The organism is Bacillus sp. 17RED48, from assembly GCF_019837545.1.
Taxonomy (GTDB): domain Bacteria; phylum Bacillota; class Bacilli; order Bacillales; family Bacillaceae_G; genus Bacillus_A; species Bacillus_A wiedmannii.
The window spans coordinates 278,373-304,763 of the sequence record NZ_JADAXG010000001.1; the positions used below are offsets into that span (position 1 = coordinate 278,373).

Consider the following 26,391-nt stretch of genomic DNA (forward strand, 5'->3'; position numbering starts at 1 on the left):
GTAAATTATGACAATCAAACGCAAGAAAGTTTCAGTCATCGGTGCAGGATTTACAGGAGCAACAACAGCATTCTTATTAGCACAAAAAGAACTTGCAGATGTTGTATTAGTGGACATTCCACAACTGGAAAATCCAACAAAAGGGAAAGCGTTAGATATGTTAGAAGCGAGCCCAGTACAAGGTTTTGATGCTAACATTATTGGAACATCTAATTACGAAGATACTGCTGATTCTGACGTTGTCGTTATTACAGCAGGTATTGCGCGTAAGCCTGGTATGAGCCGTGATGACTTAGTAGCAACAAACTCTAAAATTATGAAAAGTATTACGCGCGACATTGCAAAACATTCACCAAATGCGATTATTGTTGTATTAACAAATCCAGTTGATGCAATGACATATTCTGTATTTAAAGAAGCAGGATTCCCGAAAGAGCGTGTTATCGGTCAATCGGGCGTATTAGATACAGCTCGTTTCCGTACATTTATTGCACAAGAATTAAATCTTTCTGTGAAAGATATTACAGGATTTGTTCTTGGTGGACACGGTGACGATATGGTACCTCTTGTACGTTATTCTTATGCAGGTGGCATTCCGTTAGAAACGTTAATTCCGAAAGAGCGTTTAGAAGCAATCGTAGAACGTACCCGTAAAGGTGGCGGCGAGATTGTAGGCTTATTAGGAAACGGTAGTGCATATTACGCACCAGCTGCTTCTTTAGTTGAAATGACAGAAGCAATCTTAAAAGATCAACGCCGTGTATTACCAGCTATTGCGTACCTTGAAGGTGAATATGGTTATAGCGACCTTTACTTAGGGGTACCAGTAATTCTAGGTGGTAACGGAATTGAAAAAATTATTGAGTTAGAACTTCTTGCAGATGAAAAAGAAGCGTTAGATCGCTCTGTAGAATCTGTACGTAATGTAATGAAGGTTCTTGTTTAATAATTAAATATAAGCGGAAAAAGATTCGGGGCCCCGAATCTTTTTCTACTATTTATTCAAATGTTTTTTTGAAATAATATGAAAACGCTGTCATTTGGTGTATCCTATAATGAAACTATAGATTTATACTATACATTGCCCTCATCATAGTAAAATTCGGATAAGGTATCGATTTTAGTAGGATAATAAGGTGAAAAAATCGGAGGGGGTTGTAACATGTTAAAGAAAAAAGTTCAAATTGGTCGTAGAATGGATGAAATTACAGTAGGAGAGAAATTATCTATCACTGAAAAAATTGAGGATAAAGATTTGTTATTGTACTTAGGGTTAACGAATGATGCCAATCCATTATATATTCAGCATGATTACGCATCCCAAACTCCGTATGAAAAGCCGATTGTACCAAGCATTATGCTAACTGGAATGATTACAACGGCAGTTACGAAATATTTACCAGGTCCAGGTAGTCATATTACTAGGAAGGACCTTACGTTCGTGAAGCATGTTCACCATTATGAAACGTTACAAATCCACTTTGAAGTTGTGGCTGTTTCTGAGGAGGAACATACAATTGATATGCTTGTATCTGCTCATGATGAAAAAGGAGAAACGGTTGTAAAAGGTTCCTTAACAGTAACACCGCCTTTTAAATCAGTTTCTATTATGGAAAAAGCATTAGATAATTTTTAAAACATGAAAATATGAATAGCGCTAGCATACCTTACTATAAGGGACTAGCGCTATTTTTAGTTGAAAAACCCTTCTTTAAACCCTTCGGCAAATTCTGAACAACCTGTTTTAATCGTATCCCAGCTTGGTACGTTAAAAGTAAGGAAACATGTTACTACTAAAGTTAAAATAGGTAGTAATACTCGCATAATAGCCCCCGGAATTGTGTTTATTTATATATTTAAATTAATAATATATTTATTGGTAATTGAAGTCAATGAAAGGGGTGATTTTTAAGATGAAGTGGAAAAGAGAAGATGTTATCTTTGAAACGATAAGAGAAGCTGAAGTGTGGGCAGACGGGGTCGCGAATGAAATGTATGGAAGAGTATTTGATGGATATGAAACGCTAGACTATAAAATAGCGTATGCTCTTGCGTTTTTGTTAGCGCAAAATCGAGAATTTAATATTTATACGAATGTGGAGTTTAATAACGATATAGAAGTGTATAAAGTATGGATAACAACAAGTTAATTAAGCCGAGTGGAGTTGTTTTTAGGAATAATGATAGTACAAACGAGCTCCATGAATAGACAATTATATTGAGAGGGACCTTATTTTCTAGTATGATGAGAATAACGGGGAAAATGCTAGGATGAAGAAGGTTTCAAGTCTATAACTTGGAGGAAAAGAATGAACAATCGTATTTTAGTAGTTGATGATGAGGAGTTTATCTTAACTTTAATTGAATTTAATCTACAACAAGCTGGGTTTGAAGTGATAACAGCGATGGATGGAGAAATGGCGCTTCAAAAAGCGACAACAGAACGCCCAGATTTAATTATATTAGATTTAATGCTTCCAAAAATGGATGGTATGGAAGTGTGTAAAGAATTACGATTGCAGCGCGTTATGACGCCGATTTTAATGTTAACAGCAAAAGATGATGAATTTGATAAGGTGCTAGGTCTTGAACTTGGGGCAGATGATTATATGACGAAGCCATTTAGCCCAAGGGAAGTTGTTGCGCGTGTGAAGGCAATTTTGCGCCGCACGAAATTACAACAAGAAGAACAAGTGAAAGAAGCGTCAGATGAAGAGAGCATCACAATTGCTGAACTTAAAATTTTGCCGGAATTTTATGAGGCTTATTTCCAAGGAAGAAAGCTTGAATTAACACCAAAAGAATTTGAACTACTTGTTTATCTTGCGAAAAATAAAAGTCGCGTGTTGACACGTGATCAATTATTAAGTGCTGTATGGAACTATGATTTTGCTGGTGATACACGAATTGTTGACGTTCATATTAGCCATTTGCGCGATAAAATTGAACAAAATACGAAAAAACCGACGTACATTAAAACGATACGTGGTTTAGGATATAAATTAGAGGAGCCAAAAGGGGATGAATAAATTTCGTTCCAGGCTTCTTTTTACATTTGTTTCTCTTATTGTTTTTATTTTAGTTGGACTAGGTTTATTACTGGAAACCGTGTTTGAAAACTACTATATAGATCATGCCAAAGAGAGAATGGTAAAAGAGACAGAGTATGTTGCGGTATTAGCAGAAGAACAGGGTTTTGATGATGTTTTAAAAAATCCATATGTATTTGAAAAGTTAGAAGAAAAAATACAGGCTTCTATTGCATTTGTAGATGAAAAAAAGAAAGTTCAATATAGCGGAGGAGAACAGTCTGCTTTTAGCCAAGGGATAATTAAAGAACTTACTTCTGAAACAACGAAACAAAGAAATAAAGTCATTACGAAAGAAACAGAGCAGAATAATGAATTTTACCATGCGGTGTTCGTTCAAGATGTAGCAGGAAAACAAGGGTACATTTTGGTAAAAAGTACAATTGAGCCTTTGAAATCTGTTCATCAAAAAACGTGGGGATTATTAATTATCGGATTTGTTATCGCTTGTCTCGTAGTCGTATTTTTAGGTATGAAAATTACAGGGCAATATATTAGGCCGATTGAATCCGTTACGAAAGTTGCTATCGAATTAGCGAAGGGAAATTATAAAGCACGCGCTTATGAGAGTCATTCGGATGAAACGGGAATGCTGAGTAAAGCGATTAATATTTTAGCCCGTAATTTACAAGAGATGACACTTGAGCAAGAAATGCAACAAGATCGTCTGCATACGTTAATTGAAAATATGGGAAGCGGAATGATTTTAATTGATAGTCGCGGTTATATAAACCTTGTAAACCGTTCGTATAAGGAGACTTTCCACGTAACAGATGAAGAATATTTAGATCGTTTATATTATGAGTCGTTTCATCATACAGAAATTATAGAGCTCGTGGAAGAAATCTTTATGACAGAAGTGAAAGTGCGTAAACAAATGTTATTGCCGCTTGGAATTGAGCGAAAGCATTTCGAAGTATATGGAGCACCGATTATCGGGACGAACCATGAATGGAAAGGGATTGTCCTTGTATTCCATGACATTACTGAGCTAAAGAAATTAGAACAAATGAGAAAAGACTTTTTAGCGAATGTTTCTCATGAACTAAAGACACCGATTACTTCTATTAAAGGTTTTTCAGAAACGCTCTTGGACGGTGCTATGGATAATAAAAAATTCTGCGAACATTTCTTGCACATTATTTTAAAAGAAAGTGAACGCATGCAAGGGTTAATTGAAGATTTATTAGATTTATCAAAGATTGAGCAACAAGGATTTAAATTGAGTATGGGGACCGTTGATATGAAGGGACTTCTTGAAGACATTCATATGGTGCTTGATAACAAAGCAGGAGAAAAGGAAATTTCTTTACAAGTAAATGCGCTAAAAGGAGTCTCGGTCATTGGAGATCCAAGTCGTTTGAAGCAAATCTTTATTAATTTAATGAATAACGCAATCGTATATACGCCGGCTGGAGGCGTTGTTTCTGTAGAATTAGCAGAAGATAAATATAATGCTTATATAAAAGTATCGGATACCGGAATTGGTATTAGTAAAGATGAAATTCCGCGTATTTTTGAACGCTTTTACCGAGTGGATAAAGCGAGAAGTAGAAATACTGGTGGTACAGGCCTTGGATTATCGATTGTAAAGCATTTAGTTGAGGCACATCACGGTACGATTACAGTGGATAGTGAAGTTGGGGAAGGGACAACATTTACAGTTGTTTTACCAAAATCAGCAACTGAAAAATAGGATGAAGGATATTTACAATATATTAACAATGGCTTAATTAAATATTAATAAAGGTCTGTTAATATAATACATGAAAACCCCTTCATCCAAGGAGTAATTTTGGACGAGAATAGTTATGCTGTTCTCGTCACTTCCCTTTTATGTTAGTAAACGTTTGTATATATAATAGAAAATAGCCGTTATTTTTCTTCTCTCTATTAGTCATGTTAATATAGAGAGAGGAAAGGAACGGTTTTTTTCTGTGAAAAAAATCATTTCAAATTTGTATGGGGAGGTTTCTGGTTTGGAAAAAAAGGTCGTATTAGTAGATGGTAATAATATCGCGTATCGTGCTTTCTTTGCACTACCGCTTTTAAATAACGACAAAGGTATACATACGAACGCAATTTACGGTTTTACAATGATGTTAATGAGAATATTAGAGGAAGAAAAACCAACGCATATGTTAGTAGCGTTTGATGCGGGTAAAACGACATTCCGTCATAAAACGTATAGTGAGTATAAAGGAGGGCGTCAAAAGACTCCACCTGAATTATCAGAGCAATTCCCGTTTATTCGTGAGATGCTTGATGCTTTCAACGTACCGCGTTATGAATTAGAAAATTATGAAGCGGATGACATTATGGGGACGTTAGCGAAAGAAGCGAGTGAACAAGGGTTTCATGTAAAAGTTATTTCAGGAGATAAAGACTTACTGCAACTTGTTTCAGATAATACACTCGTATGTATTCCTCGCAAAGGGATTACAGAAGTGGATGAATATACGAAAGAAGCTTTATTTGAGAAATACAGCTTATCACCAAAGCAAATTATTGATATGAAAGGTTTAATGGGAGACCAGTCAGATAATATTCCAGGTGTACCAGGAGTTGGTGAAAAAACTGCGATTAAATTGTTAACACAGTTTGAAACGGTCGAGGCAGTGTATGAAAATATAGATCAAGTAAGCGGGAAGAAATTAAAAGAAAAGCTAGAAGCAAATAAAGACCAAGCTCTTATGAGTAAAGATCTTGCAACTATTATTACAGATGCACCGATTACAGTGCATGTGGATGATATGGAGTATAAAGGGTATGAAGCAAGTGATGTGATTCCAATGTTCGAGAATTTAGGATTTACATCCCTTTTAAATAAATTAGGTGTTACGCCAGAAGAAACGACTCCAGCTGAATTAGATGATATTACATTTGATATTGTGGAAGAAGTTACAGAAGAAATGCTAGTGCAAGATAGTGCGCTTATTGTTGAAGTACAAGAAGATAACTATCATAGAGCGGACATTCAAGGTTTTGGTATTCAAAATGAAAATGGCTGTTACTTTATTCAAACAGACATTGCTCTTAAGTCAGACGCTTTTAAAGAGTGGCTTGCAGATGGAGAAATGAGAAAGTATACCTTTGATGCGAAGCGCGCAATCGTTGCACTTAAATGGAACGGGATAGATATGCAAGGGATTGACTTTGATCTATTAATCGCTGCTTATTTACTTGACCCGGCTGATACGGATAAAGATTTCCGTACTGTAGCAAAAATGAAAGAAACACATGCTGTGAAATCTGATGAAGAAGTTTACGGAAAAGGTGCGAAGCGTGCTGTTCCAGAGCTAGAAGTAGTAGCGGAGCATGTAGCTCGTAAAGTGCACGTATTATATGATGTAAAGCAAACATTCGTAGAAGAGTTACAAAAGAATGAGCAATATGAACTGTTTACAGAGTTAGAATTACCACTTGCGCGTGTATTAGCTGATATGGAAGTAAAAGGTGTAAAAGTTGATACGGAGCGTCTTCGTAATATGGGAGAAGAACTTGCAGGTAGATTAAAGGAAATGGAACAGGAAATTTATAAGCTTGCGGGAACAGAATTTAATATTAATTCACCGAAACAGCTTGGTGTTATTCTGTTTGAGAACTTAAACTTACCAGTTATTAAAAAGACGAAAACAGGCTATTCTACGTCAGCTGATGTACTAGAAAAGCTTATGGATCGCCATGAAATCATTCCAAACATTTTACATTATCGTCAATTAGGGAAACTGAATTCAACTTATATTGAAGGTTTATTAAAAGTTGTACATGAAGATTCATCTAAAATCCATACTCGTTTCAATCAAGTATTAACGCAAACAGGTCGATTAAGTTCAACGGATCCGAACTTGCAAAATATCCCGATTCGATTAGAAGAAGGAAGAAAGATTCGTCAGGCATTTGTTCCATCAGAAGAAGGATGGATTATGTACGCGGCAGATTATTCACAAATTGAACTTCGCGTATTAGCTCATATTGCAAATGATAAAGGGCTAGTTGAAGCGTTCCAACATGATATGGATATTCATACGAAAACAGCGATGGATGTATTTGGCGTTGAAAAAGATGAAGTAACTTCGAATATGAGACGACAAGCGAAAGCTGTTAATTTCGGAATTGTGTATGGTATTAGTGATTATGGTCTTTCACAAAACTTAGGAATTACAAGAAAAGCAGCAGCGGAATTTATTGAAAAGTATTTAGAAAGTTTCCCTGGTGTACAAGAATACATGAGTGACATCGTAAAAGATGCGAAACAAAAAGGATATGTGGCTACATTATTAAATCGCCGCCGTTATATTCCGGAAATTACGAGTCGTAATTTCAATTTACGTAGCTTTGCTGAGCGTACGGCTATGAATACACCAATTCAAGGGACTGCAGCAGATATTATTAAAAAAGCGATGATTATTATGGCAGACCGTCTAGAAGAAGAAGGATTACAGGCGCGTCTACTTCTGCAAGTACACGATGAATTGATATTTGAAGCGCCAAAAGAAGAAATTGAAAAATTAGAGAAGCTTGTACCAGAAGTAATGGAGCATGCAATTGAACTCGCAGTTCCGCTGAAAGTTGATTATTCTTACGGTCCAACTTGGTACGACGCAAAATAAGGAAGTGATGAAATGCCTGAATTACCAGAGGTTGAAAACGTCAGACGGACACTTGAAAATCTTGTGACAGGAAAAACAATTGAAGATGTTATTGTTACCTATCCAAAAATAGTAAAACGTCCGGATGATGCAGAAATCTTTAAAGAAATGCTAAGAGGCGAAAAGATTGAAAATATAAAGCGAAGAGGAAAGTTTTTGCTTTTATATGTAACGAATTATGTTATTGTTTCACATTTGCGTATGGAAGGTAAGTTTTTACTGCATCAAGAGGACGAGCCAATTGATAAGCATACACACGTCCGTTTCTTATTTACAGATGGAACTGAACTACATTATAAAGATGTGAGAAAGTTTGGTACGATGCATCTCTTTAAGAAAGGTGAAGAATTGAATCAAATGCCTCTTGCTGACTTAGGTCCGGAGCCGTTTGATGCTGAATTGACACCGCAGTATTTACAAGAAAGATTGCAAAAGACCAATCGTAAAATAAAAGTCGTATTATTAGACCAGCGTCTTTTAGTAGGGCTTGGAAATATATATGTAGATGAAGTTTTATTCCGTTCTCAAATTCATCCGGAACGAGAAGCTTCGTCTTTAACAGCAGAAGAAATTGAACGAATTTACGAGGCGACTGTTACAACGTTAGGTGAAGCAGTGAAGCGAGGCGGAAGTACAATTCGAACGTATATGAATTCGCAAGGGCAAATTGGCTCATTCCAAGAACTTCTAAATGTATACGGAAAAAAAGGAGAACCATGTGTGACTTGCGGTACGATATTAGAAAAAACAGTTGTTGGCGGAAGAGGAACGCATTACTGCCCGATTTGTCAGCCGAGAATATAGAAAAGAGATAACATCGGATAGGCATTTGTCATATACATACAGCAGGGCTATGTATAAGGGAGGAGCTTACCGATGTACCTTTATTTATCTCTTATTTTATTAGCTTTTACATTAAGCTTAGATAGCTGTAGTGTAGGGCTAACATATGGTTTAAGAAGCGTAAGAATTCCACTAAGATCAATTATAATTATCGGAATGTGTTCAGCGGCTGTTATGCTTGTTTCAATGGGAGTTGGACATATGATCGCGAAAATATTTTCACCTGTTATCGCAACGCGTATCGGTGGGCTTGTTCTTATTGGAATAGGAATTTGGGTATTATACCAATTTTTTCGAAGTGAGAAAAAAGAAGAACCAAAGCAAGAGGAGAAGGTTTGGAAATTAGAAATTGCTTCGCTCGGGCTAGTGATTCAAATTTTACGGAAACCGACTGTTGCAGATTTTGATAAATCAGGCACCATTTCTGCAGGAGAAGCGTTACTTCTTGGTATCGCTCTTTCTATAGATTCGTTCGGTGCTGGAATTGGTGCATCTTTATTAGGTTATGCGCCCGCTATGATGGCAATATTGGTTGCGGTTATGAGTTCTTTGTTTTTATTTATTGGAATGAAACTTGGAACGGTTTTATCGAATATGAAATGGTTACAAAAATTTACATTCCTGCCTGGGGTATTACTCATTATTATTGGAATTTGGAAAATGTAAGTATGGGCGTGGAACATTAGTTTCGCGCCTTTTATATTGTGAGGAGGATTATGATGACAGTAGTAATTGGATTAACGGGAGGCATTGCAAGTGGAAAAAGTACAGTGTCTCAAATGTTTCGTGAACTGAGTATACCAGTTATTGATGCAGATATTATTGCGCGAGAAGTTGTAGAACGAGGAAAACCAGCATATAACAAAATTGTAGAAGTGTTTGGAACGGAAGTATTACAAGAAGATGGAGAATTGGATCGCCCGAAATTAGGAAGTGTCGTTTTCTATAATGAAGAAAAACGATTGCAGTTAAATAAAATCGTTCATCCTGCAGTTCGTGAGGAAATGAATACACAAAAGGAAAAGTACATAAAGGAAGGTATGCAAGCGGTTGTGTTAGATATACCTCTCTTATTTGAAAGCAAATTAACAAGTCTCGTTGACCGCGTTTTAGTTGTAGCGGTTAAGCCACATACGCAATTAGAACGTTTAATGAAACGAAATAATTTTTCAGAAGAAGAAGCAACAGTTCGTATTCAATCTCAAATGCCGTTAGAAGAAAAAGTGAAAAATGCAGATGAAGTGATAAATAATGATGGCACAATTATGGGAACGAAAACACAATTACAGGTGATTTTAAAGAATTGGAACATTATTGACTAAAAAATTGTGAAATTAATGAAAATGCTTAGTGACATATCCCCTTTTTGTGTTATACTATTATTGGGATTGGAGATAAATAGTATAACGCATTCAAGGGGGATAACATATTATGACTCGTGTGGCAATTAATGGATTTGGACGTATTGGGAGAATGGTATTTCGTCAGGCAATAAAAGAAAGCGCATTCGAAATTGTAGCAATCAATGCAAGCTATCCATCTGAAACGTTAGCACATTTAATTAAATATGATACAGTTCACGGCAAGTTTGACGGAACAGTAGAAGCATTTGAAGATCACTTGTTAGTTGATGGGAAAATGATTCGCCTTTTAAACAACCGCGATCCAAAGGAATTGCCTTGGACAGATCTAGGTGTTGAAGTTGTAATTGAAGCAACTGGTAAATTTAATTCAAAAGAAAAAGCAATTCTTCATGTTGAAGCTGGAGCGAAAAAAGTTATTTTAACAGCGCCTGGTAAAAATGAAGATGTAACAATTGTAGTTGGTGTGAACGAAGACCAATTAGATATTACAAAACATACTGTTATTTCAAATGCATCTTGCACAACAAACTGTTTAGCGCCTGTTGTTAAGGTGTTAGATGAGCAGTTTGGAATTGAAAACGGTTTAATGACAACTGTTCATGCTTATACAAATGACCAAAAAAATATTGATAACCCACATAAAGATTTAAGAAGAGCACGTGCTTGCGGACAATCGATCATTCCGACAACGACAGGTGCTGCGAAAGCGCTTGCAAAAGTTCTTCCGCACTTAAACGGAAAACTTCATGGTATGGCACTTCGTGTACCAACGCCAAACGTGTCTCTTGTTGACTTAGTAGTAGATGTAAAGCGTGATGTGACAGTTGAAGCTATTAATGAAGCATTCAAAACTGTTGCAAACGGTGCGTTAAAAGGCATTGTAGAATTCAGCGAAGAGCCTTTAGTATCTATTGACTTTAATACAAATACACACTCAGCTATTATTGATGGTTTATCTACAATGGTAATGGGTGATCGTAAAGTGAAAGTACTTGCTTGGTATGATAACGAGTGGGGCTACTCTCGTCGTGTTGTAGATCTTGTAACGTTAGTTGTTGACGAATTAGCGAAACAAAAAAATGTGCAACATATTTAAGTGAATAAGGGAGAGGGCAAGTGGATATTTGCCTTCTTTTTTTTATTTTTTTCTGAAAAGGAAAAAAATTATATAAGTATATTTTTGAAAGTGGACATACCACGAAACGTTGTGATTACTGTATTTGTGAATCGTTTATTTTTTTTAGGGAAAAGTAAAGAGGAAAATATGACAGAAAATCGAAAAAACTGTTGTTGCAAAATGAAAATAAACAAAGTATACTAACACTCGTAAACTTAAGAGCTGAGGTACGTAGTCACTACTTAAAGGGTTAGGACCTCTCTGGACTAACTTTCCCCCGTGGTAGTGGAGCAAGCCAAATTGCAAATTAGTTTTCAATTCGAACAGTTAGAATAAATTTACAAGGGGGAACTGTAGAATGGATACTATGGATACGATGGGTCGTCACGTAATCGCTGAACTTTGGGATTGCGATTTCGACAAGCTTAATGACATGCCGTATATTGAACAATTATTTGTGGATGCAGCACTGAGAGCTGGTGCTGAAGTGCGTGAGGTTGCTTTCCATAAATTTGCACCACAAGGTGTAAGTGGAGTAGTAATTATCTCGGAATCACATTTAACAATTCATAGCTTTCCGGAGCACGGTTACGCAAGTATTGATGTTTATACTTGTGGGGATCGTATTGATCCAAATGTTGCTGCAGAATATATTGCAGAAGGTTTAAACGCGAAAACGCGTGAGAGCATCGAGCTTCCTCGAGGCACTGGTAGCTTCGAAATTAAGCAGAGAGAAACAAAAGCTCTTTAAAAAAGAACATAATTGATTTAAAATGTAAAGAGGTGTATAATGCACCTCTTTTTTAGTTTATAAAAAAGGAAAAATATAACGTACTCGTTAGTGAGATAAATTGAGCTCTTACGAATAAGTTAGCACTCCATCTACCATCTTATTTTTGAAAACGAGATGATAAAATAATGTGTTTAAACTTAAAGTGGTAAGAGAGTTAGAATGAGTTATATAATATTGTATATATATTGTCAGATGAAGTAAGTAGAGAAAAAATAAAGAGTATAGTGTAAAGGAGTGAATATATTGCGTTGTCCATCCTGTTCTCATAATGGTACAAGAGTGTTAGATTCGCGTCCGGTAGACGAGGGGCGCTCTATTCGAAGAAGGAGAGAGTGTGAAAGCTGTTTAAGTCGCTTTACGACATTTGAAAGAGTAGAAGAGTCACCTCTTATCGTTGTAAAAAAAGAAGGTACACGAGAAGAGTTTAATAAAGAAAAGATTTTGCGCGGCTTAATTAAAGCGTGCGAAAAAAGGCCAGTATCTTTAAGACAATTAGAAGAAGTAACTCAAAGTGTGGAACGTGAACTTCGTAATTTAGGTATATCAGAAGTGAAAAGTGATATGATTGGTGAAATTGTTATGGAAGAACTGCGTGATATTGATGATGTTGCTTACGTGCGTTTTGCTTCTGTATATCGCCAATTTAAAGATTTAAATGTATTTATTGAAGAATTAAAAGATATACTGCAAAAAGAAAGAGAGTAGAAGTTGTATTTTATTCTCTTTACATACCGTAAGTAATGAGATAAGAGAGCTAGAAGCGAAAGCTAATAGCTCTTTTTCGCTAAGCAATTATATAATGAAGATAGAACGAATGAAGTAGAGGATAGATTGGATGAGAGAAAGGAAAAGCAAGAATGGAAAAACAGTCATGGATGGAGCTATTGCCAATTGATCGTTATAAAGTAAGTGCGAAAGGGTTACTGCATAATTACGACCGAAAAGTGTTAACGATGTTGTATCAGCCGTTAATAGGTAGTAGAGCTTTTAGCTTGTACATGACGCTATGGGGAGAGTTAGAGCAAGATCGTGTGTTTGGAAAAGAGAATACACATCATTCCCTTATGGTGACCATGCAAATGCAGCTTCCCGAAATATATGAGGAACGAGTAAAGTTAGAAGCAATTGGGCTTTTGAAAGTATATATTAAGAAAGAAAAAGATATTCGAATGTTTATATACGAATTGCAACCACCTTTATCTCCGAAGCAGTTTTTTGATGATATTGTGTTAAGCATCTTTTTATACAATCGATTGAGTCGGACAAAATATAATCAAGTAAAGCAATATTTCTTAGAAGAAGAATTTGATTTTGCTTCTTATGAAAATGTTACGCGTTCTTTCAATGATGTGTTTGGTTCGTTTAATCCAGGACAGCTTGAGCATGCGCAAGAAGATCTTCGTATTCCAAAAACGACAGCTATGCCAAGTAACGAGAAGGGAGACGCTCCAAAAGTTTGGAATGATTTCTTTGATTTCTCCTTATTTGTAGATGGCTTGTCCGCTCTTGTCCCTAAAAAGGCGATTACAGATCAAGTGCGAGAATGTGTCAGTACACTTGCTTACGTGTACGATGTAGATGTGTTATCGATGCAAAATATCGTTCTTGGTACGGTGACAGAGATGCAGACAATTGATATCGAAAGGCTTAGAAAAGGAGCACGTGATTGGTATCAGTTCGAAAATGGTCAAGCGTTACCTGTATTAAGTGAAAGAGTACAACCTCACGCTGCACGTATGATGGAAGGGAAAGAGCCTTCTACGCAAGAAGAGATGTTAATAAAACAGTTAGAGGAAATCTCACCAAAACAACTATTAAAAGAAATCTCTGGTGGTGCAGAGGCGACAAAGGCTGACTTGCAGATCGTTGAAGATGTAATGATCAACCAAAAATTAACGCCAGGTGTTGTGAATGTACTTATTTATTACGTTATGCTACGCTCAGATATGAAACTTGCGAAAACGTATGTGGAGAAAATTGCTGGGCATTGGGCACGTAAAAAGGTCGGTACAGTAGCTGAAGCAATGGCATTAGCGAAAGAAGAAAATCGTCAATATCAAGAATGGGCTGAGACGAAGAAAAAAGGCCGTACGTCGAAGAAAACGATAAGAAAAGAAATGGTACCAGATTGGCTGAAAGAAGAGCCGAAAGAACAAGAGAAAGAAACAGTGAAGAAAGATGTAAGTAAGAAAAAAGATGCAAGTACGTTAGATGATGAACGAAAACGACTAGAAGAAGTGTTAAAAAAATATAAGCGTGATTAATAGAAGAGAATGAACGCTCTTTGAGGTGAGAAAATGGAGCATATTCAAAATTCATTTGCAAAGTTAATGGAAAATAAAAATTTTAAAAATAGATATGAAGTATTAAAGGCGGAAGTAATGGCACATCCGCGTGTGAAAGAATTTATAGACGAACATCAAGGTGAAGTAACAACTTCTATGATTGAGCGTAGCCTTGTGAAGTTATACGAATATATTGGACAAAGTGTAGGTTGCGTAGATTGTCCGGATCTAGGTTCGTGTAAAAACATGCTGCAAGGATATGAGCCAAAGCTCGTTATCCAAGGGAAGATGATTGATATTCAATACGATCGTTGCGTTAGAAAAGTAGCATATGACGAGAGAAAGAAATATGAAAAACTCGTTCAAAGTGTATATATGCCAACTGACATTTTACAGGCAACGATGGAAAACTTAGATCCTTCAGATTTAGATGCGCGTATTGATGCAATTGGTGCTGCTAATGAATTTTTAAGTACATATGAACCTGGTAAAAAAGTACAAGGTTTATATTTGTACGGTAAATTTGGTGTAGGGAAAACGTATTTGTTAGGAGCAATGGCGAATGAGCTTGCTCAAAAGAAAATAAGTTCGATGCTCGTATACTTTCCTGAATTTCTACGTGAAATTAAAAGTTCGATTCAAGATAATTCGATTGGGGAAAAGATTGATGCGGTGAAACGCGTACAAGTTTTAATGCTAGATGATATCGGAGCAGAAGCGATGTCAAGCTTTGTGCGTGACGATGTGCTTGGCGCAATTTTGCAATTCCGTATGTTAGAAAACTTACCGACGTTCTTTACGTCTAACTTTGATTTCAAGGAATTGGAACATCATTTAACGTATACACAGCGTGGTGAAGCAGAACAAATGAAAGCAGCACGTATTATGGAACGAATTAAATATTTAGCGAAGCCAATTCCGATTGGCGGGAAAAACCGACGTCATAAGTAAAGAGTAAGCTGAAAAGCTTGCTCTTTTTTCGTTTTGAACACTTTTCAGAATAGGTGAATTGTAAAACGAAAAACTTCTTATAGAAAATTCATTGTAGCTTGTATCATTTTTTTCTCCCTCCCTTAATATATATAAAATTAGCAAGCCATATTGAGTGGATTTTCTAACGATAGGAAATGTAATTCTACTAAGAGTGAACTTCCACGGGACGGACTCTTATAGGATTTGTAACGTATAGATACAATCCTTTAGAGCAGGGATAAAAGGGGGGACAAAAGTGATTGAAATTTGCTTCGAAGAAAAAAATGATGCTATGCATGTATATAGACAACTATTGAAAAGAGCGGAACTGTTATATAAGGAAACGAGTGTGTATTTAGAGGAACAAAAAGTGGTGATTCATATACCAGTATGTGAATCGAATTATATTGAAAAGATTTTATTGCCCGTAATGGTATATTTCATTGTGAATGTAAAGCAAAATGAGTGGATTTATACAATCTTAAAAGAGAAGTTTTTTTATGAAGAAGAGGAAGAGTGTCATCAAATATTGCATATGGCACAAGAGATTTTAAAGGGAAGAAGAAAAGAGATTGCTCGAGAATTAACACGTCACACATTTGAATCATATATTAAATCCTCTTTAAATAACTGGCTTTGTGATCCGCTTTCGTTCTCGTTTTCATCATATGTTCGTTTTCGCCTTCGTACATATAGGGAAATGGTAGCTAAGCTTGCTGAAGTGTCGATTGATGAGTATAAGTTGGAACAAGAATATCAAATGTTTATTGAGACGCTAAGGCAACAAGTGCGTAGCCGAAAATCACGTTTGTCCTGTGTGCATCTTATTTTTGATGAAAGCTTTATTTTCTATGATGATAAAGGTAGACGTTTAAAACAGGAGAAATTGGTCCAATATATAGATGAGGAATTATTGAAGCAAAAGGATGTATATATTGATACGAAAGTAATTGCACCACTTCTTTCTATTTCGCCGAAAAAAATTTATTTATATACGAAAGAACAAGACCATAATATGATTATTACTTTGCGAAATGTATTTCAAGAACGGGTCCAATTACATGGATTACATGAGTTTGAGCGCAATGTGAAAAATTTAAAAAATAAAGGTAACGCCCTTGATTTTCTAAGTTTTTGAGCATATAATTACCTACATAAATGAAATATATTGAAATGTCATGATGAGGACATGAGTAGTTTTCTACGATTTTCAGAGAGGGAAGCCTTAGGGTGTGAGCTTCCTAGTACGGGATTATTACTTACCACCTCTAAACTTTAGCAGTGAACGGTTTTTCCTAGTAATTGCTAACGGACAACACCGTTATGTTGAACTTGAGCAATTAACAATAATGTTAATTGGAACAAGGGTGGAACCACGAATTCAACACTCGTCCCTTTTTACGGGATGAGTGTTTTTTATTTTGAAAAAAAGAGGAGTGACCAGTGATGGCAGATGTAGTTAAAATTACTTTCCCTGATGGAGCTGTGAAGGAGTTTCCAAAAGGCGTAACAACTGAAGAAATCGCAGCTTCTATTAGCCCAGGCTTAAAGAAAAAAGCTGTGGCTGGAAAATTAAACGATGAGATGATCGATCTTGTTACACCAATCGAAGAAGATGGTGCAGTTTCTATTATTACATTAGATTCTGAAGATGGCTTATACATTTTACGCCATTCAACAGCCCACCTATTAGCACAAGCGTTAAAACGTTTATATAAAGATGCTAAGCTTGAGCTTGGCATTGGTCCAGTAATTGAAAATGGCTTCTACTACGATATTGATATGGAAGAAGCAATTACAGTTGAAGACTTCAAGAAAATCGAAAAAGAAATGCAAAAAATTGTGAACGAGAACTTAGAAATCGTTCGTCATGAAGTGCCACGTGCAGAAGCACTTCGTCGCTTTGAAGAAATCGGCGATGAGTTAAAATTAGATTTAATTAACGACCTTCCAGAAGATGCAGTTATTTCAATCTATGAGCAAGGCGAATTCTTCGACCTTTGCCGTGGTGTTCACCTTCCATCTACAGGGAAAATTAAAGTATTTAAATTATTAAGCGTTGCAGGTGCTTACTGGCGCGGCGATAGCAATAATAAAATGCTACAACGTATTTACGGTACTGCATTCGTTAAGAAAGCAGAATTAGATGAGCACTTACGTATGCTTGAAGAAGCGAAAGAGCGCGATCACCGTAAATTAGGTAAAGAATTAAAACTATTTACTAATAGCCAAAAAGTAGGACAAGGTTTACCACTTTGGTTACCAAAAGGTGCAACTATCCGCCGCATTATCGAGCGTTACATCGTTGATAAAGAAGCAAGCTTAGGCTATGATCACGTATACACTCCAGTACTAGGAAGCAGAGAGCTTTATGAAACTTCTGGTCACTGGAATCACTACCGTGATGGTATGTTCCCATCAATGGAAATGGATAATGAAGAGTTAGTTCTTCGTCCAATGAACTGCCCTCACCACATGATGGTTTATAAAAATGATATTCACAGCTACCGTGAATTACCAATCCGTATTGCGGAACTTGGAACAATGCACCGCTATGAAATGTCTGGAGCATTATCTGGATTACAACGTGTACGCGGAATGACTTTAAACGATGCGCACATTTTCGTTCGCCCAGATCAAATTAAAGAAGAGTTAAAACGTGTTGTAAACTTAACTCTAGAAGTGTACAAAGATTTCGGTTTAGAGAACTATTCATTCCGTCTATCTTATCGTGACCCAGCTGATACTAAAAAGTACTATGCTGATGATGAAATGTGGGAAAAAGCACAAGGTATGTTAAAAGAAGCTATGGATGAAATGGGTCTTGATTACTATGAAGCTGAAGGTGAAGCGGCATTCTACGGTCCAAAACTTGACGTTCAAGTTCGTACTGCTCTTGGAAAAGACGAAACACTTTCAACTGTACAATTAGACTTCTTACTTCCAGAACGCTTTGAATTATCTTACGTTGGTGAAGACGGTAAACAACATCGTCCAGTTGTAATTCACCGTGGTGTTGTATCAACTATGGAACGTTTCGTAGCCTTCTTAATTGAAGAATACAAAGGTGCATTCCCAACTTGGTTAGCTCCAGTTCAAGCGCAAGTAATTCCAGTTTCTCCGCAAGTACATTTAGACTATGCGAAGAAAGTACAAGATGAATTACGACGTGCTGGTATCCGTGTTGAATTAGATACTCGCGAAGAGAAAATTGGTTACAAAATCCGTGAAGCACAAATGCAAAAAATTCCGTACATGCTTGTAGTAGGTGACAATGAAGTAACTGAAAACGGCGTAAACGTACGTAAATATGGTGAACAAAAATCAGAAACAATTGCATTAGATGCTTTTGTTGATATGATTAAAGTAGAAGGAAAACGATAAGACAGAGCCGCGGTATACCGCGGCTTTCGTATGTATTATAAAAAAGAAAAACTAGAAAAAATAACCAAACAATACTTATCATAAAAAAGTATTGCAAGTATGTTAGTTGTTTGTTACAATATTTCTTGTTGTTAGTAAAACACATCGCGTCTTCTTGACAGACGTCATGTCCTATGATAAACTCATCAAGGATAATAGAATATTGTTTTGTGGAAAAAGTAGAAGCACCCGCTTCTCACCTGATGGACGCATTCGCAGTTTACAGGTAAATGTATTTCTTACTTAAGAATTTACAAGTGTGGGTGTCGTATGCCCGCACTTTTTTTGTCGGGTTCTATGACTACAAAAGATGTTCTGAAAAAACCTTGGAGGTGGCTTACTATTAGCAAGGATATGATGATTAACGAGCAAATTCGTGCACGTGAAGTACGTTTAGTTGGTGCAAATGGCGATCAACTTGGAATCAAGTCTCGTAATGACGCTTTAGACTTAGCTGCAAATCTTAATCTTGATTTAGTATTAGTTGCTCCAAATGCGAAACCGCCAGTATGCCGCATTATGGACTACGGTAAATTCCGCTTTGAGCAACAGAAGAAAGAAAAAGAACAGCGCAAAAATCAAAAAGTAATTAGCATGAAAGAAGTTCGTTTAAGTCCAACAATTGATGAACACGACTTTAACACAAAACTTCGTAATGCTATCAAGTTTTTAGAGAAAGGCGACAAGGTTAAAGCGTCAATTCGCTTTAAAGGACGTGCCATTACTCATAAAGAAATCGGTCAACGTGTTTTAGATCGCTTCTCAGAAGCTTGTGCTGAAGTTAGTACAATTGAATCTAAGCCTAAAATGGAAGGACGTAGTATGTTCTTAGTTTTAGCACCGAAAAACGATAAGTAATAGATAGAGGAGGAAATACCTATGCCTAAACAAAAAACTCATCGCGGCTCTGCAAAGCGTTTCAAAAAGACTGGATCAGGTAAACTGAAACGTTCTCACGCTTACACAAGCCATTTATTCGCTAACAAATCTACAAAAGCTAAACGTAAACTACGTAAAGCTGGTGTAGTAAGCGCTGGTGACTTCAAACGCATTCGTCAAATGCTTGACAACTTAAAATAAGTTCGGCTGATATATAGAACAATTAGGAGGTAATATTATGCCAAGAGTAAAAGGTGGTACAGTTACTCGTCAACGTCGTAAAAAAGTTATAAAATTAGCAAAAGGTTACTACGGTTCTAAGAGTACATTATTCAAGGTTGCTAACCAACAGGTTATGAAATCTCTAATGTATGCATTCCGTGACCGTCGTCAAAAGAAACGTGACTTCCGTAAATTATGGATTACACGTATCAACGCAGCAGCTCGTATGAATGGTCTTTCTTACAGCCGCTTAATGCACGGTCTTAAAAATGCTGGCATCGAAGTTAACCGCAAGATGCTTGCTGACTTAGCTGTTCATGACGAAAAAGCTTTCGCTGAATTAGCAACAGTTGCAAAAAACAACATTAACTAATTAATTAGTTGAAACCTTAGAAGATTTTTCTTCTAAGGTTTTTTTATTTGTATTCAAAGAGAAGTATGTCGTTATCGATATGACAAAATCAATATAAAAGCTATAGCGATATAGAAGAATATATATATGAAGCCAGGAGAATTCTCCTGGCTTTTTTCAATTATCCCCCTTTGGAAAGAAGAGTATCTTTCCTACCTGAAACGACACTGCTATAATGGAAAGATGATATGGAACTTTCATCAGATAAAATAAATTTTTTATCAGTGGACAATCCCCGGATAATGATTAACTATCACCAATCGGAGTGAACAATCTAATAGTGATGATTGAAACGTATTTGTAAATTAAGGACAAGCTATTTTGTAAAGAGATAAATGGCTGACTTATTAATAAGAAACGAAAAATAATAATGAACTTTGAGATGAAACAACATTGTTGCGTAAAATGCGATGTTGGAGGAGGACAATAGAATGGACTTACTACAACTATTTAAATTACAAAAAGAATTAGATGACCGTATTGTGAAAGAGCATGATTTACAACCGAAAAAGTTGTTAAAAGAAAAAATGTTAGCTCTTCTTGTAGAAATTGGAGAACTTGCAAATGAAACACGTTGTTTTAAATATTGGAGCAACAAACCAGCATCAGAACGTGAAGTAATATTAGAAGAATACGTAGATGGCTTGCATTTTATCTTATCAATCGGAATTGATTTAGGTATTGATAAAAACTTCCTATTCTATAAATGTGCACAAACGAATAAAACACAAGTAGAAATTTTCTTAGACACATATGCGAAAGTAATTCGTTTTACAGATCAACCATCTATTACGAACTATATTGAATTATTTACAAGCTATCTTCGACTTGGACAAGCGCTAGAGTTTGAGCAAGAAGAGATTGAAAAGGCATATTTAGATAAAAATGAAGTAAATCATCAGCGTCAAACACAAGGATACTGATTTAATTTTTGAATATTTCAATTTCCTTTTGTATAATGAAGTGACTGAAGAAAAAGGAGGGTGTTGGCAATGACAAAATTAGACGCGACATTGACAATGCTAAAAGAATTAACAGATGCACGTGGTATTGCGGGTAACGAGCGTGAACCACGCGAAGTAATGAAGAAATATATTGAGCCGTTTGCGGACGAACTTTCTACTGATAATTTAGGAAGCTTAGTTGCGAAAAAAGTAGGGGAAGAAAACGGCCCGAAAATTATGGTTGCAGGTCATTTAGATGAAGTCGGCTTTATGATCACGCAAATTGATGACAAAGGTTTCCTTCGTTTCCAAACGGTTGGTGGCTGGTGGTCACAAGTTATGCTTGCGCAGCGCGTGACAATTGTAACGCGTAAAGGAGATGTAACAGGTGTAATTGGTTCAAAACCACCGCACATCTTACCTCCAGAAGCGCGTAAAAAGCCAGTTGAAATTAAAGACATGTTCATCGATATTGGTGCTTCTAGCCAAGAAGAGGCAATGGAGTGGGGCGTACGACCAGGAGATCAAGTTGTACCTTACTTTGAATTCCAAGTGATGAAAAATGAAAAAATGTTACTTGCAAAAGCATGGGATAACCGAATTGGTTGTGCAATTGCAATTGACGTATTAAAACAGTTAAAAGATGAAAAGCATCCAAACGTTGTATACGGCGTAGGGACTGTACAAGAAGAAGTTGGCCTTCGTGGCGCGAAAACATCTGCGAATTATATTAAACCAGATATCGCGTTCGCAGTAGATGTTGGCATTGCTGGAGATACGCCAGGTGTAACGGCAAAAGAAGCGCAAAGTAAAATGGGCGATGGACCACAGATTATTTTATATGATGCGTCTGTTATTGGTCATACTGGTTTACGTGACTTTGTAGTTGATGTTGCTGACGAATTAGAAATTCCGTATCAATATGATTCAGTAGCGGGCGGAGGAACGGATGCAGGTGCCATTCATATTGCTGTAAATGGTATTCCGTCTATGGCAATTACGATTGCAACGCGCTACATTCATTCTCATGCGGCAATGTTACACCGTGATGACTATGAAAATGCAGTGAAGTTAATTGTAGAAGTTATTAAACGTCTTGATAAAGAGGCTGTACATAACATTACATTTAATTAATAGAAAAAGCGAAGGAGGTTCTCCTTCGCTTTTTTATGTTTTAAAAAGGTCGTTCTAATCCTGCAGCAGTATGAGCTCCTAAAATAATTAAACGAGTTAATTGCATGGCCATAAAATGCGGGGTATAAATCATCCCTCTTTTTAACCATGACATAATCATCCCGATATGAGCTCCTGTCACATAACTAATTAAAATATCACGAGGAACCATAAGATCTTTATCATCTGGCTGTGAAATAGACAAGCTTAATGTTAAATGTGTTTGTATTGTTTTCATCATTTTATAAGAGTAGTTTCCAGCGGCTTTATCACCAAGCATAACGTTATAGAAGTTCACATTTTCTGCGATATGTTCGAACAAAGCCAAAAATGTCGGATGTGGTGAATCAAATGTAAGTTGAAACTCTTCTTTATTTCTATTTTTCGGCTTAATAACTTCTGTTAATTTCTCTAACATTTCTTCGATGCTTTTGTCTAATAGGTCATATTTATCATGGTAATGGCTATAAAACGTAGCACGATTTACGGGAGCACGTTCTGCAATATGTTGAACAGTTACATCATCAAATCCTTTTTCGCCTACTAAAGCGACAAAAGCATCCTGTATGAGTTGTCTCGTCCGCTTTACACGTGGATCATTTGTATTTTTAATAGACATTTTTACTTCCCCTCGTTTAATTTTTTATACTTAAACAACATATAGGTATTATATTGTTGTTTAAGCGACATTTCATACGTAAATTGTCGGTTGTAGATTCAAAATAATTATTTATAATTATAAACGATAGTCCTTCAGAAATCAGCACCGCTCGCAGGTAGATAAATTTCGATTTACACCGCAGATGGTGTGATTTTTTTGTTTAAAAGTTAATATAATTAACAATTAAACAATCTAAACAATAAGGACGTAAATAGTTTAGAAAAAAATTATATGCGATATAAGGAGAGGAATGCAATGAATCAGTTTCGAAGAATGGTGATTATCAACATTATCACATTAATTGTACTAGTTGGCGGCGGTATTGGCGGTTATTACTATTACAATCAAGCGGAAAATTATTTGAAAACAGAAAATGCAAAAATTGATGGAAAGGTAATTCCGATTGCATCACCAGTAGCAGGTAAATTAACTGACTGGAAAGCTGAAGTAGGAAAGAATTACAATGAAAATGATAAATTAGGTGCTGTTACTGTAGCGGCAGCAAATGGAGAACAAACAGTAGATGTAACAATTCCACAAAATGCAACAGTTGTACAATCAAATGCAACAACAAATGCTTTCGTTGGAGCGGGTAGCCCAATTGCTTATGCATTTGATATGAACAATTTATGGGTAACAGCAAACATTGAAGAAACAGATGTTGACGATGTACAAAAAGGTCAAGATGTAGATGTGTATGTAGATGCATACCCAGATACAACGTTATCAGGAAAAGTAGAGCAAGTTGGATTAACAACAGCGAATACATTCTCTATGTTACCATCAAGCAACGCAACAGCGAACTATACGAAAGTAACACAAGTAGTACCAGTTAAAATTTCTTTAGATCATAGTAAATCAGTAAATATTGTTCCTGGAATGAATGTGTCAGTTCGTATTCATAAGTAAGGGGGAGATGAGATGTCCTCAATTGCAATTGCAGGATATGCACTATTTTGTATAATCGTCTTCTTCCTTGTAAATCGTCTTTTACGAAAGAAAAAAACGAACGTGGGAGAAGAACAAGTCCCAGCCGTAAATAAAATAGAAGTAAGTAAGGTAGAAACAGAAGAGAAAGAAATTGAACGAAAGCAAGAAGCAGAAATTTCTAATGTAGTTGAGTTAGAAACAGGAAAGCAAGAAGAAGTAAAACAAGAAAAAGAAGTGCCGAAAAAACAAATGTTTACGCCTGCAGAGAATGTGAACGTAAAAGCAGTTGTAGCCGTATTAATTCTCGGTATGTTCGTTTCTATTTTAAACCAAACAATCATTAACGTTGCATTGCCTCCGTTAATGAATGAATTTAACGTATCAACTTCAACAGCACAATGGTTAATTACAGGTTTCATGCTTGTAAATGGTATTTTAGTACCAATTAGTGCCTTTTTAGTTTCACGATTTACGTATCGTAAATTATTCGTAGCGGCAATGTTATTCTTCACGGTAGGATCTATCATTTGTGCTATTTCAGGAAACTTTACAATGATGATGACGGGCCGCGTTATTCAAGCTGTTGGTGCAGGTATTTTAATGCCGGTTGGTATGAATATTTTCATGACATTATTCCCGCCTCATAAGCGCGGAGCAGCGATGGGATTACTAGGTGTAGCGATGATTTTAGCACCAGCTATCGGACCGACTGTAACGGGCTGGGTGATTGAAAACTATAGCTGGAACTTAATGTTCTATGCGATGTTTATTATCGGTTTAATTATTACATTCCTATCTTTAAAATTCTTTACACTAGCTCAGCCGGTATCTAAAACGAAGTTAGATGTATTCGGTGTTGTTAGTTCAAGTATTGGACTAGGTAGCTTATTGTACGGATTTAGTGAAGCAGGAAATAATAGTTGGACTAGTGCAGAGGTTGTTATTTCACTTATCATTGGTGTAGTAGGTATTGCGGTATTTATTTGGAGAGAGCTAACAACGGACAATAAAATGCTTGATTTACAAGTGTTTAAATACCCAGTATTTACTTTCACTTTAGTAATTAATGCAATCGTTACGATGGCATTATTCGGAGGTATGTTATTGCTTCCAGTATACTTGCAAAACATTCGCGGTTTCACGCCGATAGAATCAGGTTTATTATTACTTCCAGGATCATTAATTATGGGGATCATGGGACCTATTGCAGGTAAACTATTTGATAAGTATGGTATTCGTCCGTTAGCAATTGTCGGTTTAGCCATTACAACGTTTGCGACATATGAATTCACAACGTTATCGATGGATACACCATATAGCGTTATTATGACGGATTATATTATACGTTCGATTGGTATGTCATTCATTATGATGCCAATTATGACAGCTGGTATGAACGCACTGCCGATGAAATTAATTTCTCACGGTACAGCAACGCAAAATACATCAAGACAAGTAGCTGGTTCAATTGGAACAGCGATTTTAATCACACTTATGACGCAGCAAACGACTGCTCACGTAGCAGATTATGGAAATATGTTAACAATATCAAACCCAATTTTAGTTGATAAAGTACACGGCATGGGGCAAAGTTTAGCAGCGATTGCTGGATCAGCTCAAGCAGGAGATGCGATGAGCACGCAACTATTATTTGGACAAATTTCAAAACTATCTGCAATTAACGGTATTAACGATGCCTTCTTAATTGCGACAATATTAGCTGGTATTGCTTGGGTGTTATCGTTCTTCTTACCGTCAGGCAATAAACCAAATAGAAAAGCAGGGAATTAATTTCCCTGCTTTTTTGTCTTTTTAAAGAGTTAAATATAAAAAATGATAACCAGTTACGGAGCACAATCCTGTTATAAACAAAACCATTCCCAAAGCACGAATACTTGATATTTGTCTGCCACTTATAATAGCTAATAGTCCAGCCAAAGAGAAGAAACACCAATATAAAGTTCCCGAAATTGGAACCATCCCCTCTAAATCTATTCCAGAACCTATACAAAGGATAGGAACAACAATAAGCGATATGCTAATGAAACCAGCCATAATAGTAAGTGATTTACGACATTTAATACCAGCAATAATTAAAAAAATGCCAACGATGAATTGGCATAACATCAAAGTAAGAGCCACAACCAACCAAGTTAATATTCCGAACACTTTTGTATTACCTCCGATTTATGCGTTTCTAAAAAATATTATATATAGTATGAATCACCTACAGTCATGAGTAACCAGAAGATAACCCCTAATATACCAGCGATAAAAATAATGAATCCCATATTACGTATACTTTTAATTTTGGCTTGGACTCCACTTACCCCTGCTAATAATCCAGTTAAAGAAAACAGTATACAATATAAAGTTGTTGAAATAGGGAGGATTGTATTGCTATCCACTCCCATGCCCCAAAAAACAAAAGGTAGTGTGACAAAGGAGAAGCTAAGTAGCCCCATTAAACCAACAAATAATTTACGATGTTTCATGCTAATAACAATTAAAAAGATACCACCGAAAAATCCGCATAAAACAAGAAGTGGCATATAAACAACCCAAAGTAAGCTCAACATATATAGTCTCCTTCTATGTAATCAGTTATATTTTACTACATGAGGTTTATTTT

27 protein-coding genes and 2 other annotated features are annotated in these 26,391 nt (G+C 36.2%); of the genes, 23 read left to right on the top strand and 4 right to left on the bottom strand.

Annotated features, from left to right (window positions below; all coding sequences use genetic code 11):
• The first annotated feature begins 7 nt into the window (after positions 1-7).
• Positions 8-946: a malate dehydrogenase gene (gene mdh / locus ILT06_RS01560; protein WP_064474609.1), complete on the top strand. Its 939-nt coding sequence runs from the start codon at positions 8-10 to the stop codon at positions 944-946.
• Between the two features lie 216 nt (positions 947-1,162).
• Positions 1,163-1,636 carry a MaoC family dehydratase gene (locus ILT06_RS01565; protein ID WP_000914190.1) on the top strand — a complete coding sequence of 158 codons (474 nt, stop codon included), beginning with the start codon at positions 1,163-1,165 and terminating at the stop codon, positions 1,634-1,636.
• Positions 1,637-1,692: 56 nt separating this feature from the next.
• Here ILT06_RS01565 and ILT06_RS32370 read toward each other — a convergent pair whose 3' ends face one another.
• The gene (locus tag ILT06_RS32370) at positions 1,693-1,824 is read right to left on the bottom strand and encodes a hypothetical protein (protein ID WP_001265022.1); all 132 of its coding nucleotides are present in this window, start codon (positions 1,822-1,824) and stop codon (positions 1,693-1,695) included.
• An 89-nt stretch (positions 1,825-1,913) separates the two neighbouring features.
• On the opposite strand from ILT06_RS32370, the gene ILT06_RS01570 reads away from it, so the two are divergent.
• The 19 genes from ILT06_RS01570 to ILT06_RS01660 all read left to right on the top strand — a co-directional run bounded on the left by ILT06_RS01570 (position 1,914) and on the right by ILT06_RS01660 (position 22,129).
• Complete coding sequence (locus ILT06_RS01570; protein ID WP_064474610.1) at positions 1,914-2,150, top strand: hypothetical protein; 237 nt, start codon at positions 1,914-1,916, stop codon at positions 2,148-2,150.
• 159 nt (positions 2,151-2,309) lie between these two features.
• On the top strand, positions 2,310-3,029 hold the full coding sequence (phoP, locus tag ILT06_RS01575) for a two-component system response regulator PhoP (protein ID WP_001065222.1): 720 nt from the start codon (positions 2,310-2,312) through the stop codon (positions 3,027-3,029).
• Positions 3,022-4,785 (top strand): sensory box histidine kinase PhoR, encoded by a 1,764-nt coding sequence (phoR, locus tag ILT06_RS01580; protein ID WP_001032126.1) that lies wholly within the window; start codon positions 3,022-3,024, stop codon positions 4,783-4,785. The genes phoP and phoR overlap by 8 nt, the downstream gene beginning before the upstream one ends.
• 283 nt (positions 4,786-5,068) lie before the next feature.
• Positions 5,069-7,702 carry a DNA polymerase I gene (polA, locus tag ILT06_RS01585; protein ID WP_000412834.1) on the top strand — a complete coding sequence of 878 codons (2,634 nt, stop codon included), beginning with the start codon at positions 5,069-5,071 and terminating at the stop codon, positions 7,700-7,702.
• A 12-nt stretch (positions 7,703-7,714) separates the two neighbouring features.
• The gene (mutM, locus tag ILT06_RS01590) at positions 7,715-8,545 is read left to right on the top strand and encodes a DNA-formamidopyrimidine glycosylase (RefSeq protein WP_001114486.1); all 831 of its coding nucleotides are present in this window, start codon (positions 7,715-7,717) and stop codon (positions 8,543-8,545) included.
• A gap of 72 nt (positions 8,546-8,617) precedes the next feature.
• Entirely contained in the window at positions 8,618-9,250 is a 633-nt protein-coding gene (gene ytaF, locus ILT06_RS01595; RefSeq protein ID WP_000281748.1) for a sporulation membrane protein YtaF, read from the top strand.
• Between the two features lie 53 nt (positions 9,251-9,303).
• Positions 9,304-9,906 (top strand): dephospho-CoA kinase, encoded by a 603-nt coding sequence (coaE, locus tag ILT06_RS01600; RefSeq protein ID WP_000219319.1) that lies wholly within the window; start codon positions 9,304-9,306, stop codon positions 9,904-9,906.
• A gap of 109 nt (positions 9,907-10,015) precedes the next feature.
• On the top strand, positions 10,016-11,044 hold the full coding sequence (locus tag ILT06_RS01605) for a glyceraldehyde-3-phosphate dehydrogenase (RefSeq protein ID WP_000198978.1): 1,029 nt from the start codon (positions 10,016-10,018) through the stop codon (positions 11,042-11,044).
• A gap of 388 nt (positions 11,045-11,432) precedes the next feature.
• Entirely contained in the window at positions 11,433-11,816 is a 384-nt protein-coding gene (gene speD / locus ILT06_RS01610) for an adenosylmethionine decarboxylase (RefSeq protein ID WP_002003660.1), read from the top strand.
• A gap of 285 nt (positions 11,817-12,101) precedes the next feature.
• Positions 12,102-12,563 carry a transcriptional regulator NrdR gene (gene nrdR, locus ILT06_RS01615; RefSeq protein WP_001203687.1) on the top strand — a complete coding sequence of 154 codons (462 nt, stop codon included), beginning with the start codon at positions 12,102-12,104 and terminating at the stop codon, positions 12,561-12,563.
• Between the two features lie 152 nt (positions 12,564-12,715).
• Entirely contained in the window at positions 12,716-14,122 is a 1,407-nt protein-coding gene (locus ILT06_RS01620) for a replication initiation and membrane attachment family protein (protein WP_000415023.1), read from the top strand.
• Between the two features lie 33 nt (positions 14,123-14,155).
• Entirely contained in the window at positions 14,156-15,094 is a 939-nt protein-coding gene (dnaI, locus tag ILT06_RS01625) for a primosomal protein DnaI (protein ID WP_000400116.1), read from the top strand.
• A 277-nt stretch (positions 15,095-15,371) separates the two neighbouring features.
• Positions 15,372-16,253, top strand: a complete 882-nt coding sequence (gene ytxC, locus ILT06_RS01630) for a putative sporulation protein YtxC (protein WP_000569607.1) — start codon at positions 15,372-15,374, stop codon at positions 16,251-16,253.
• Positions 16,254-16,284: 31 nt separating this feature from the next.
• Positions 16,285-16,514: a binding site (T-box leader), on the top strand.
• A gap of 47 nt (positions 16,515-16,561) precedes the next feature.
• A complete protein-coding gene (gene thrS, locus ILT06_RS01635; RefSeq protein ID WP_000786074.1) occupies positions 16,562-18,499 on the top strand; it encodes a threonine--tRNA ligase in 1,938 nt (645 codons plus the stop codon).
• A 210-nt stretch (positions 18,500-18,709) separates the two neighbouring features.
• Positions 18,710-18,830: a sequence feature (ribosomal protein L20 leader region), on the top strand.
• A gap of 62 nt (positions 18,831-18,892) precedes the next feature.
• The gene (gene infC / locus ILT06_RS01640; RefSeq protein ID WP_000973214.1) at positions 18,893-19,396 is read left to right on the top strand and encodes a translation initiation factor IF-3; all 504 of its coding nucleotides are present in this window, start codon (positions 18,893-18,895) and stop codon (positions 19,394-19,396) included.
• 21 nt (positions 19,397-19,417) lie between these two features.
• Positions 19,418-19,618: a 50S ribosomal protein L35 gene (rpmI, locus tag ILT06_RS01645; RefSeq protein WP_001125946.1), complete on the top strand. Its 201-nt coding sequence runs from the start codon at positions 19,418-19,420 to the stop codon at positions 19,616-19,618.
• Between the two features lie 37 nt (positions 19,619-19,655).
• Entirely contained in the window at positions 19,656-20,012 is a 357-nt protein-coding gene (gene rplT / locus ILT06_RS01650; protein WP_001138364.1) for a 50S ribosomal protein L20, read from the top strand.
• Positions 20,013-20,482: 470 nt separating this feature from the next.
• A complete protein-coding gene (locus ILT06_RS01655; protein WP_000365057.1) occupies positions 20,483-20,974 on the top strand; it encodes a dUTP diphosphatase in 492 nt (163 codons plus the stop codon).
• 69 nt (positions 20,975-21,043) lie between these two features.
• Positions 21,044-22,129, top strand: coding sequence for a M42 family metallopeptidase (locus ILT06_RS01660; RefSeq protein WP_000163550.1), 1,086 nt, complete (start codon positions 21,044-21,046; stop codon positions 22,127-22,129).
• A gap of 40 nt (positions 22,130-22,169) precedes the next feature.
• On the opposite strand, the gene ILT06_RS01665 is transcribed toward ILT06_RS01660, so the two are convergent.
• Complete coding sequence (locus ILT06_RS01665) at positions 22,170-22,787, bottom strand: TetR/AcrR family transcriptional regulator (RefSeq protein WP_000023655.1); 618 nt, start codon at positions 22,785-22,787, stop codon at positions 22,170-22,172.
• A gap of 297 nt (positions 22,788-23,084) precedes the next feature.
• Here ILT06_RS01665 and ILT06_RS01670 point away from each other — a divergent pair, with 297 nt between their 5' ends.
• Complete coding sequence (locus tag ILT06_RS01670; RefSeq protein WP_001071413.1) at positions 23,085-23,738, top strand: HlyD family secretion protein; 654 nt, start codon at positions 23,085-23,087, stop codon at positions 23,736-23,738.
• 12 nt (positions 23,739-23,750) lie between these two features.
• Positions 23,751-25,550: a DHA2 family efflux MFS transporter permease subunit gene (locus ILT06_RS01675; protein ID WP_000094766.1), complete on the top strand. Its 1,800-nt coding sequence runs from the start codon at positions 23,751-23,753 to the stop codon at positions 25,548-25,550.
• Between the two features lie 21 nt (positions 25,551-25,571).
• Here ILT06_RS01675 and ILT06_RS01680 read toward each other — a convergent pair whose 3' ends face one another.
• Positions 25,572-25,928, bottom strand: coding sequence for a hypothetical protein (locus ILT06_RS01680; RefSeq protein WP_000467049.1), 357 nt, complete (start codon positions 25,926-25,928; stop codon positions 25,572-25,574).
• 38 nt (positions 25,929-25,966) lie between these two features.
• The gene (locus tag ILT06_RS01685) at positions 25,967-26,338 is read right to left on the bottom strand and encodes a DNA-binding protein (protein WP_222654775.1); all 372 of its coding nucleotides are present in this window, start codon (positions 26,336-26,338) and stop codon (positions 25,967-25,969) included.
• Positions 26,339-26,391 lie beyond the last annotated feature (53 nt).

Excerpts from the sequence above, each read along its gene's own strand:
- mdh (WP_064474609.1), top strand. The coding sequence starts at position 8 with ATGACAATCAAACGCAAGAAAGTTTCAGTCATCGGTGCAGGATTTACA.
- ILT06_RS01565 (WP_000914190.1), top strand. The coding sequence starts at position 1,163 with ATGTTAAAGAAAAAAGTTCAAATTGGTCGTAGAATGGATGAAATTACA.
- ILT06_RS32370 (WP_001265022.1), bottom strand. The coding sequence starts at position 1,824 with ATGCGAGTATTACTACCTATTTTAACTTTAGTAGTAACATGTTTCCTT.
- ILT06_RS01570 (WP_064474610.1), top strand. The coding sequence starts at position 1,914 with ATGAAGTGGAAAAGAGAAGATGTTATCTTTGAAACGATAAGAGAAGCT.
- phoP (WP_001065222.1), top strand. The coding sequence starts at position 2,310 with ATGAACAATCGTATTTTAGTAGTTGATGATGAGGAGTTTATCTTAACT.
- phoR (WP_001032126.1), top strand. The coding sequence starts at position 3,022 with ATGAATAAATTTCGTTCCAGGCTTCTTTTTACATTTGTTTCTCTTATT.
- mutM (WP_001114486.1), top strand. The coding sequence starts at position 7,715 with ATGCCTGAATTACCAGAGGTTGAAAACGTCAGACGGACACTTGAAAAT.
- ytaF (WP_000281748.1), top strand. The coding sequence starts at position 8,618 with ATGTACCTTTATTTATCTCTTATTTTATTAGCTTTTACATTAAGCTTA.
- coaE (WP_000219319.1), top strand. The coding sequence starts at position 9,304 with ATGACAGTAGTAATTGGATTAACGGGAGGCATTGCAAGTGGAAAAAGT.
- ILT06_RS01605 (WP_000198978.1), top strand. The coding sequence starts at position 10,016 with ATGACTCGTGTGGCAATTAATGGATTTGGACGTATTGGGAGAATGGTA.
- speD (WP_002003660.1), top strand. The coding sequence starts at position 11,433 with ATGGATACGATGGGTCGTCACGTAATCGCTGAACTTTGGGATTGCGAT.
- ILT06_RS01620 (WP_000415023.1), top strand. The coding sequence starts at position 12,716 with ATGGAAAAACAGTCATGGATGGAGCTATTGCCAATTGATCGTTATAAA.
- dnaI (WP_000400116.1), top strand. The coding sequence starts at position 14,156 with ATGGAGCATATTCAAAATTCATTTGCAAAGTTAATGGAAAATAAAAAT.
- thrS (WP_000786074.1), top strand. The coding sequence starts at position 16,562 with ATGGCAGATGTAGTTAAAATTACTTTCCCTGATGGAGCTGTGAAGGAG.
- infC (WP_000973214.1), top strand. The coding sequence starts at position 18,893 with ATGATGATTAACGAGCAAATTCGTGCACGTGAAGTACGTTTAGTTGGT.
- rpmI (WP_001125946.1), top strand. The coding sequence starts at position 19,418 with ATGCCTAAACAAAAAACTCATCGCGGCTCTGCAAAGCGTTTCAAAAAG.
- rplT (WP_001138364.1), top strand. The coding sequence starts at position 19,656 with ATGCCAAGAGTAAAAGGTGGTACAGTTACTCGTCAACGTCGTAAAAAA.
- ILT06_RS01655 (WP_000365057.1), top strand. The coding sequence starts at position 20,483 with ATGGACTTACTACAACTATTTAAATTACAAAAAGAATTAGATGACCGT.
- ILT06_RS01660 (WP_000163550.1), top strand. The coding sequence starts at position 21,044 with ATGACAAAATTAGACGCGACATTGACAATGCTAAAAGAATTAACAGAT.
- ILT06_RS01665 (WP_000023655.1), bottom strand. The coding sequence starts at position 22,787 with ATGTCTATTAAAAATACAAATGATCCACGTGTAAAGCGGACGAGACAA.
- ILT06_RS01670 (WP_001071413.1), top strand. The coding sequence starts at position 23,085 with ATGAATCAGTTTCGAAGAATGGTGATTATCAACATTATCACATTAATT.
- ILT06_RS01675 (WP_000094766.1), top strand. The coding sequence starts at position 23,751 with ATGTCCTCAATTGCAATTGCAGGATATGCACTATTTTGTATAATCGTC.
- ILT06_RS01685 (WP_222654775.1), bottom strand. The coding sequence starts at position 26,338 with ATGTTGAGCTTACTTTGGGTTGTTTATATGCCACTTCTTGTTTTATGC.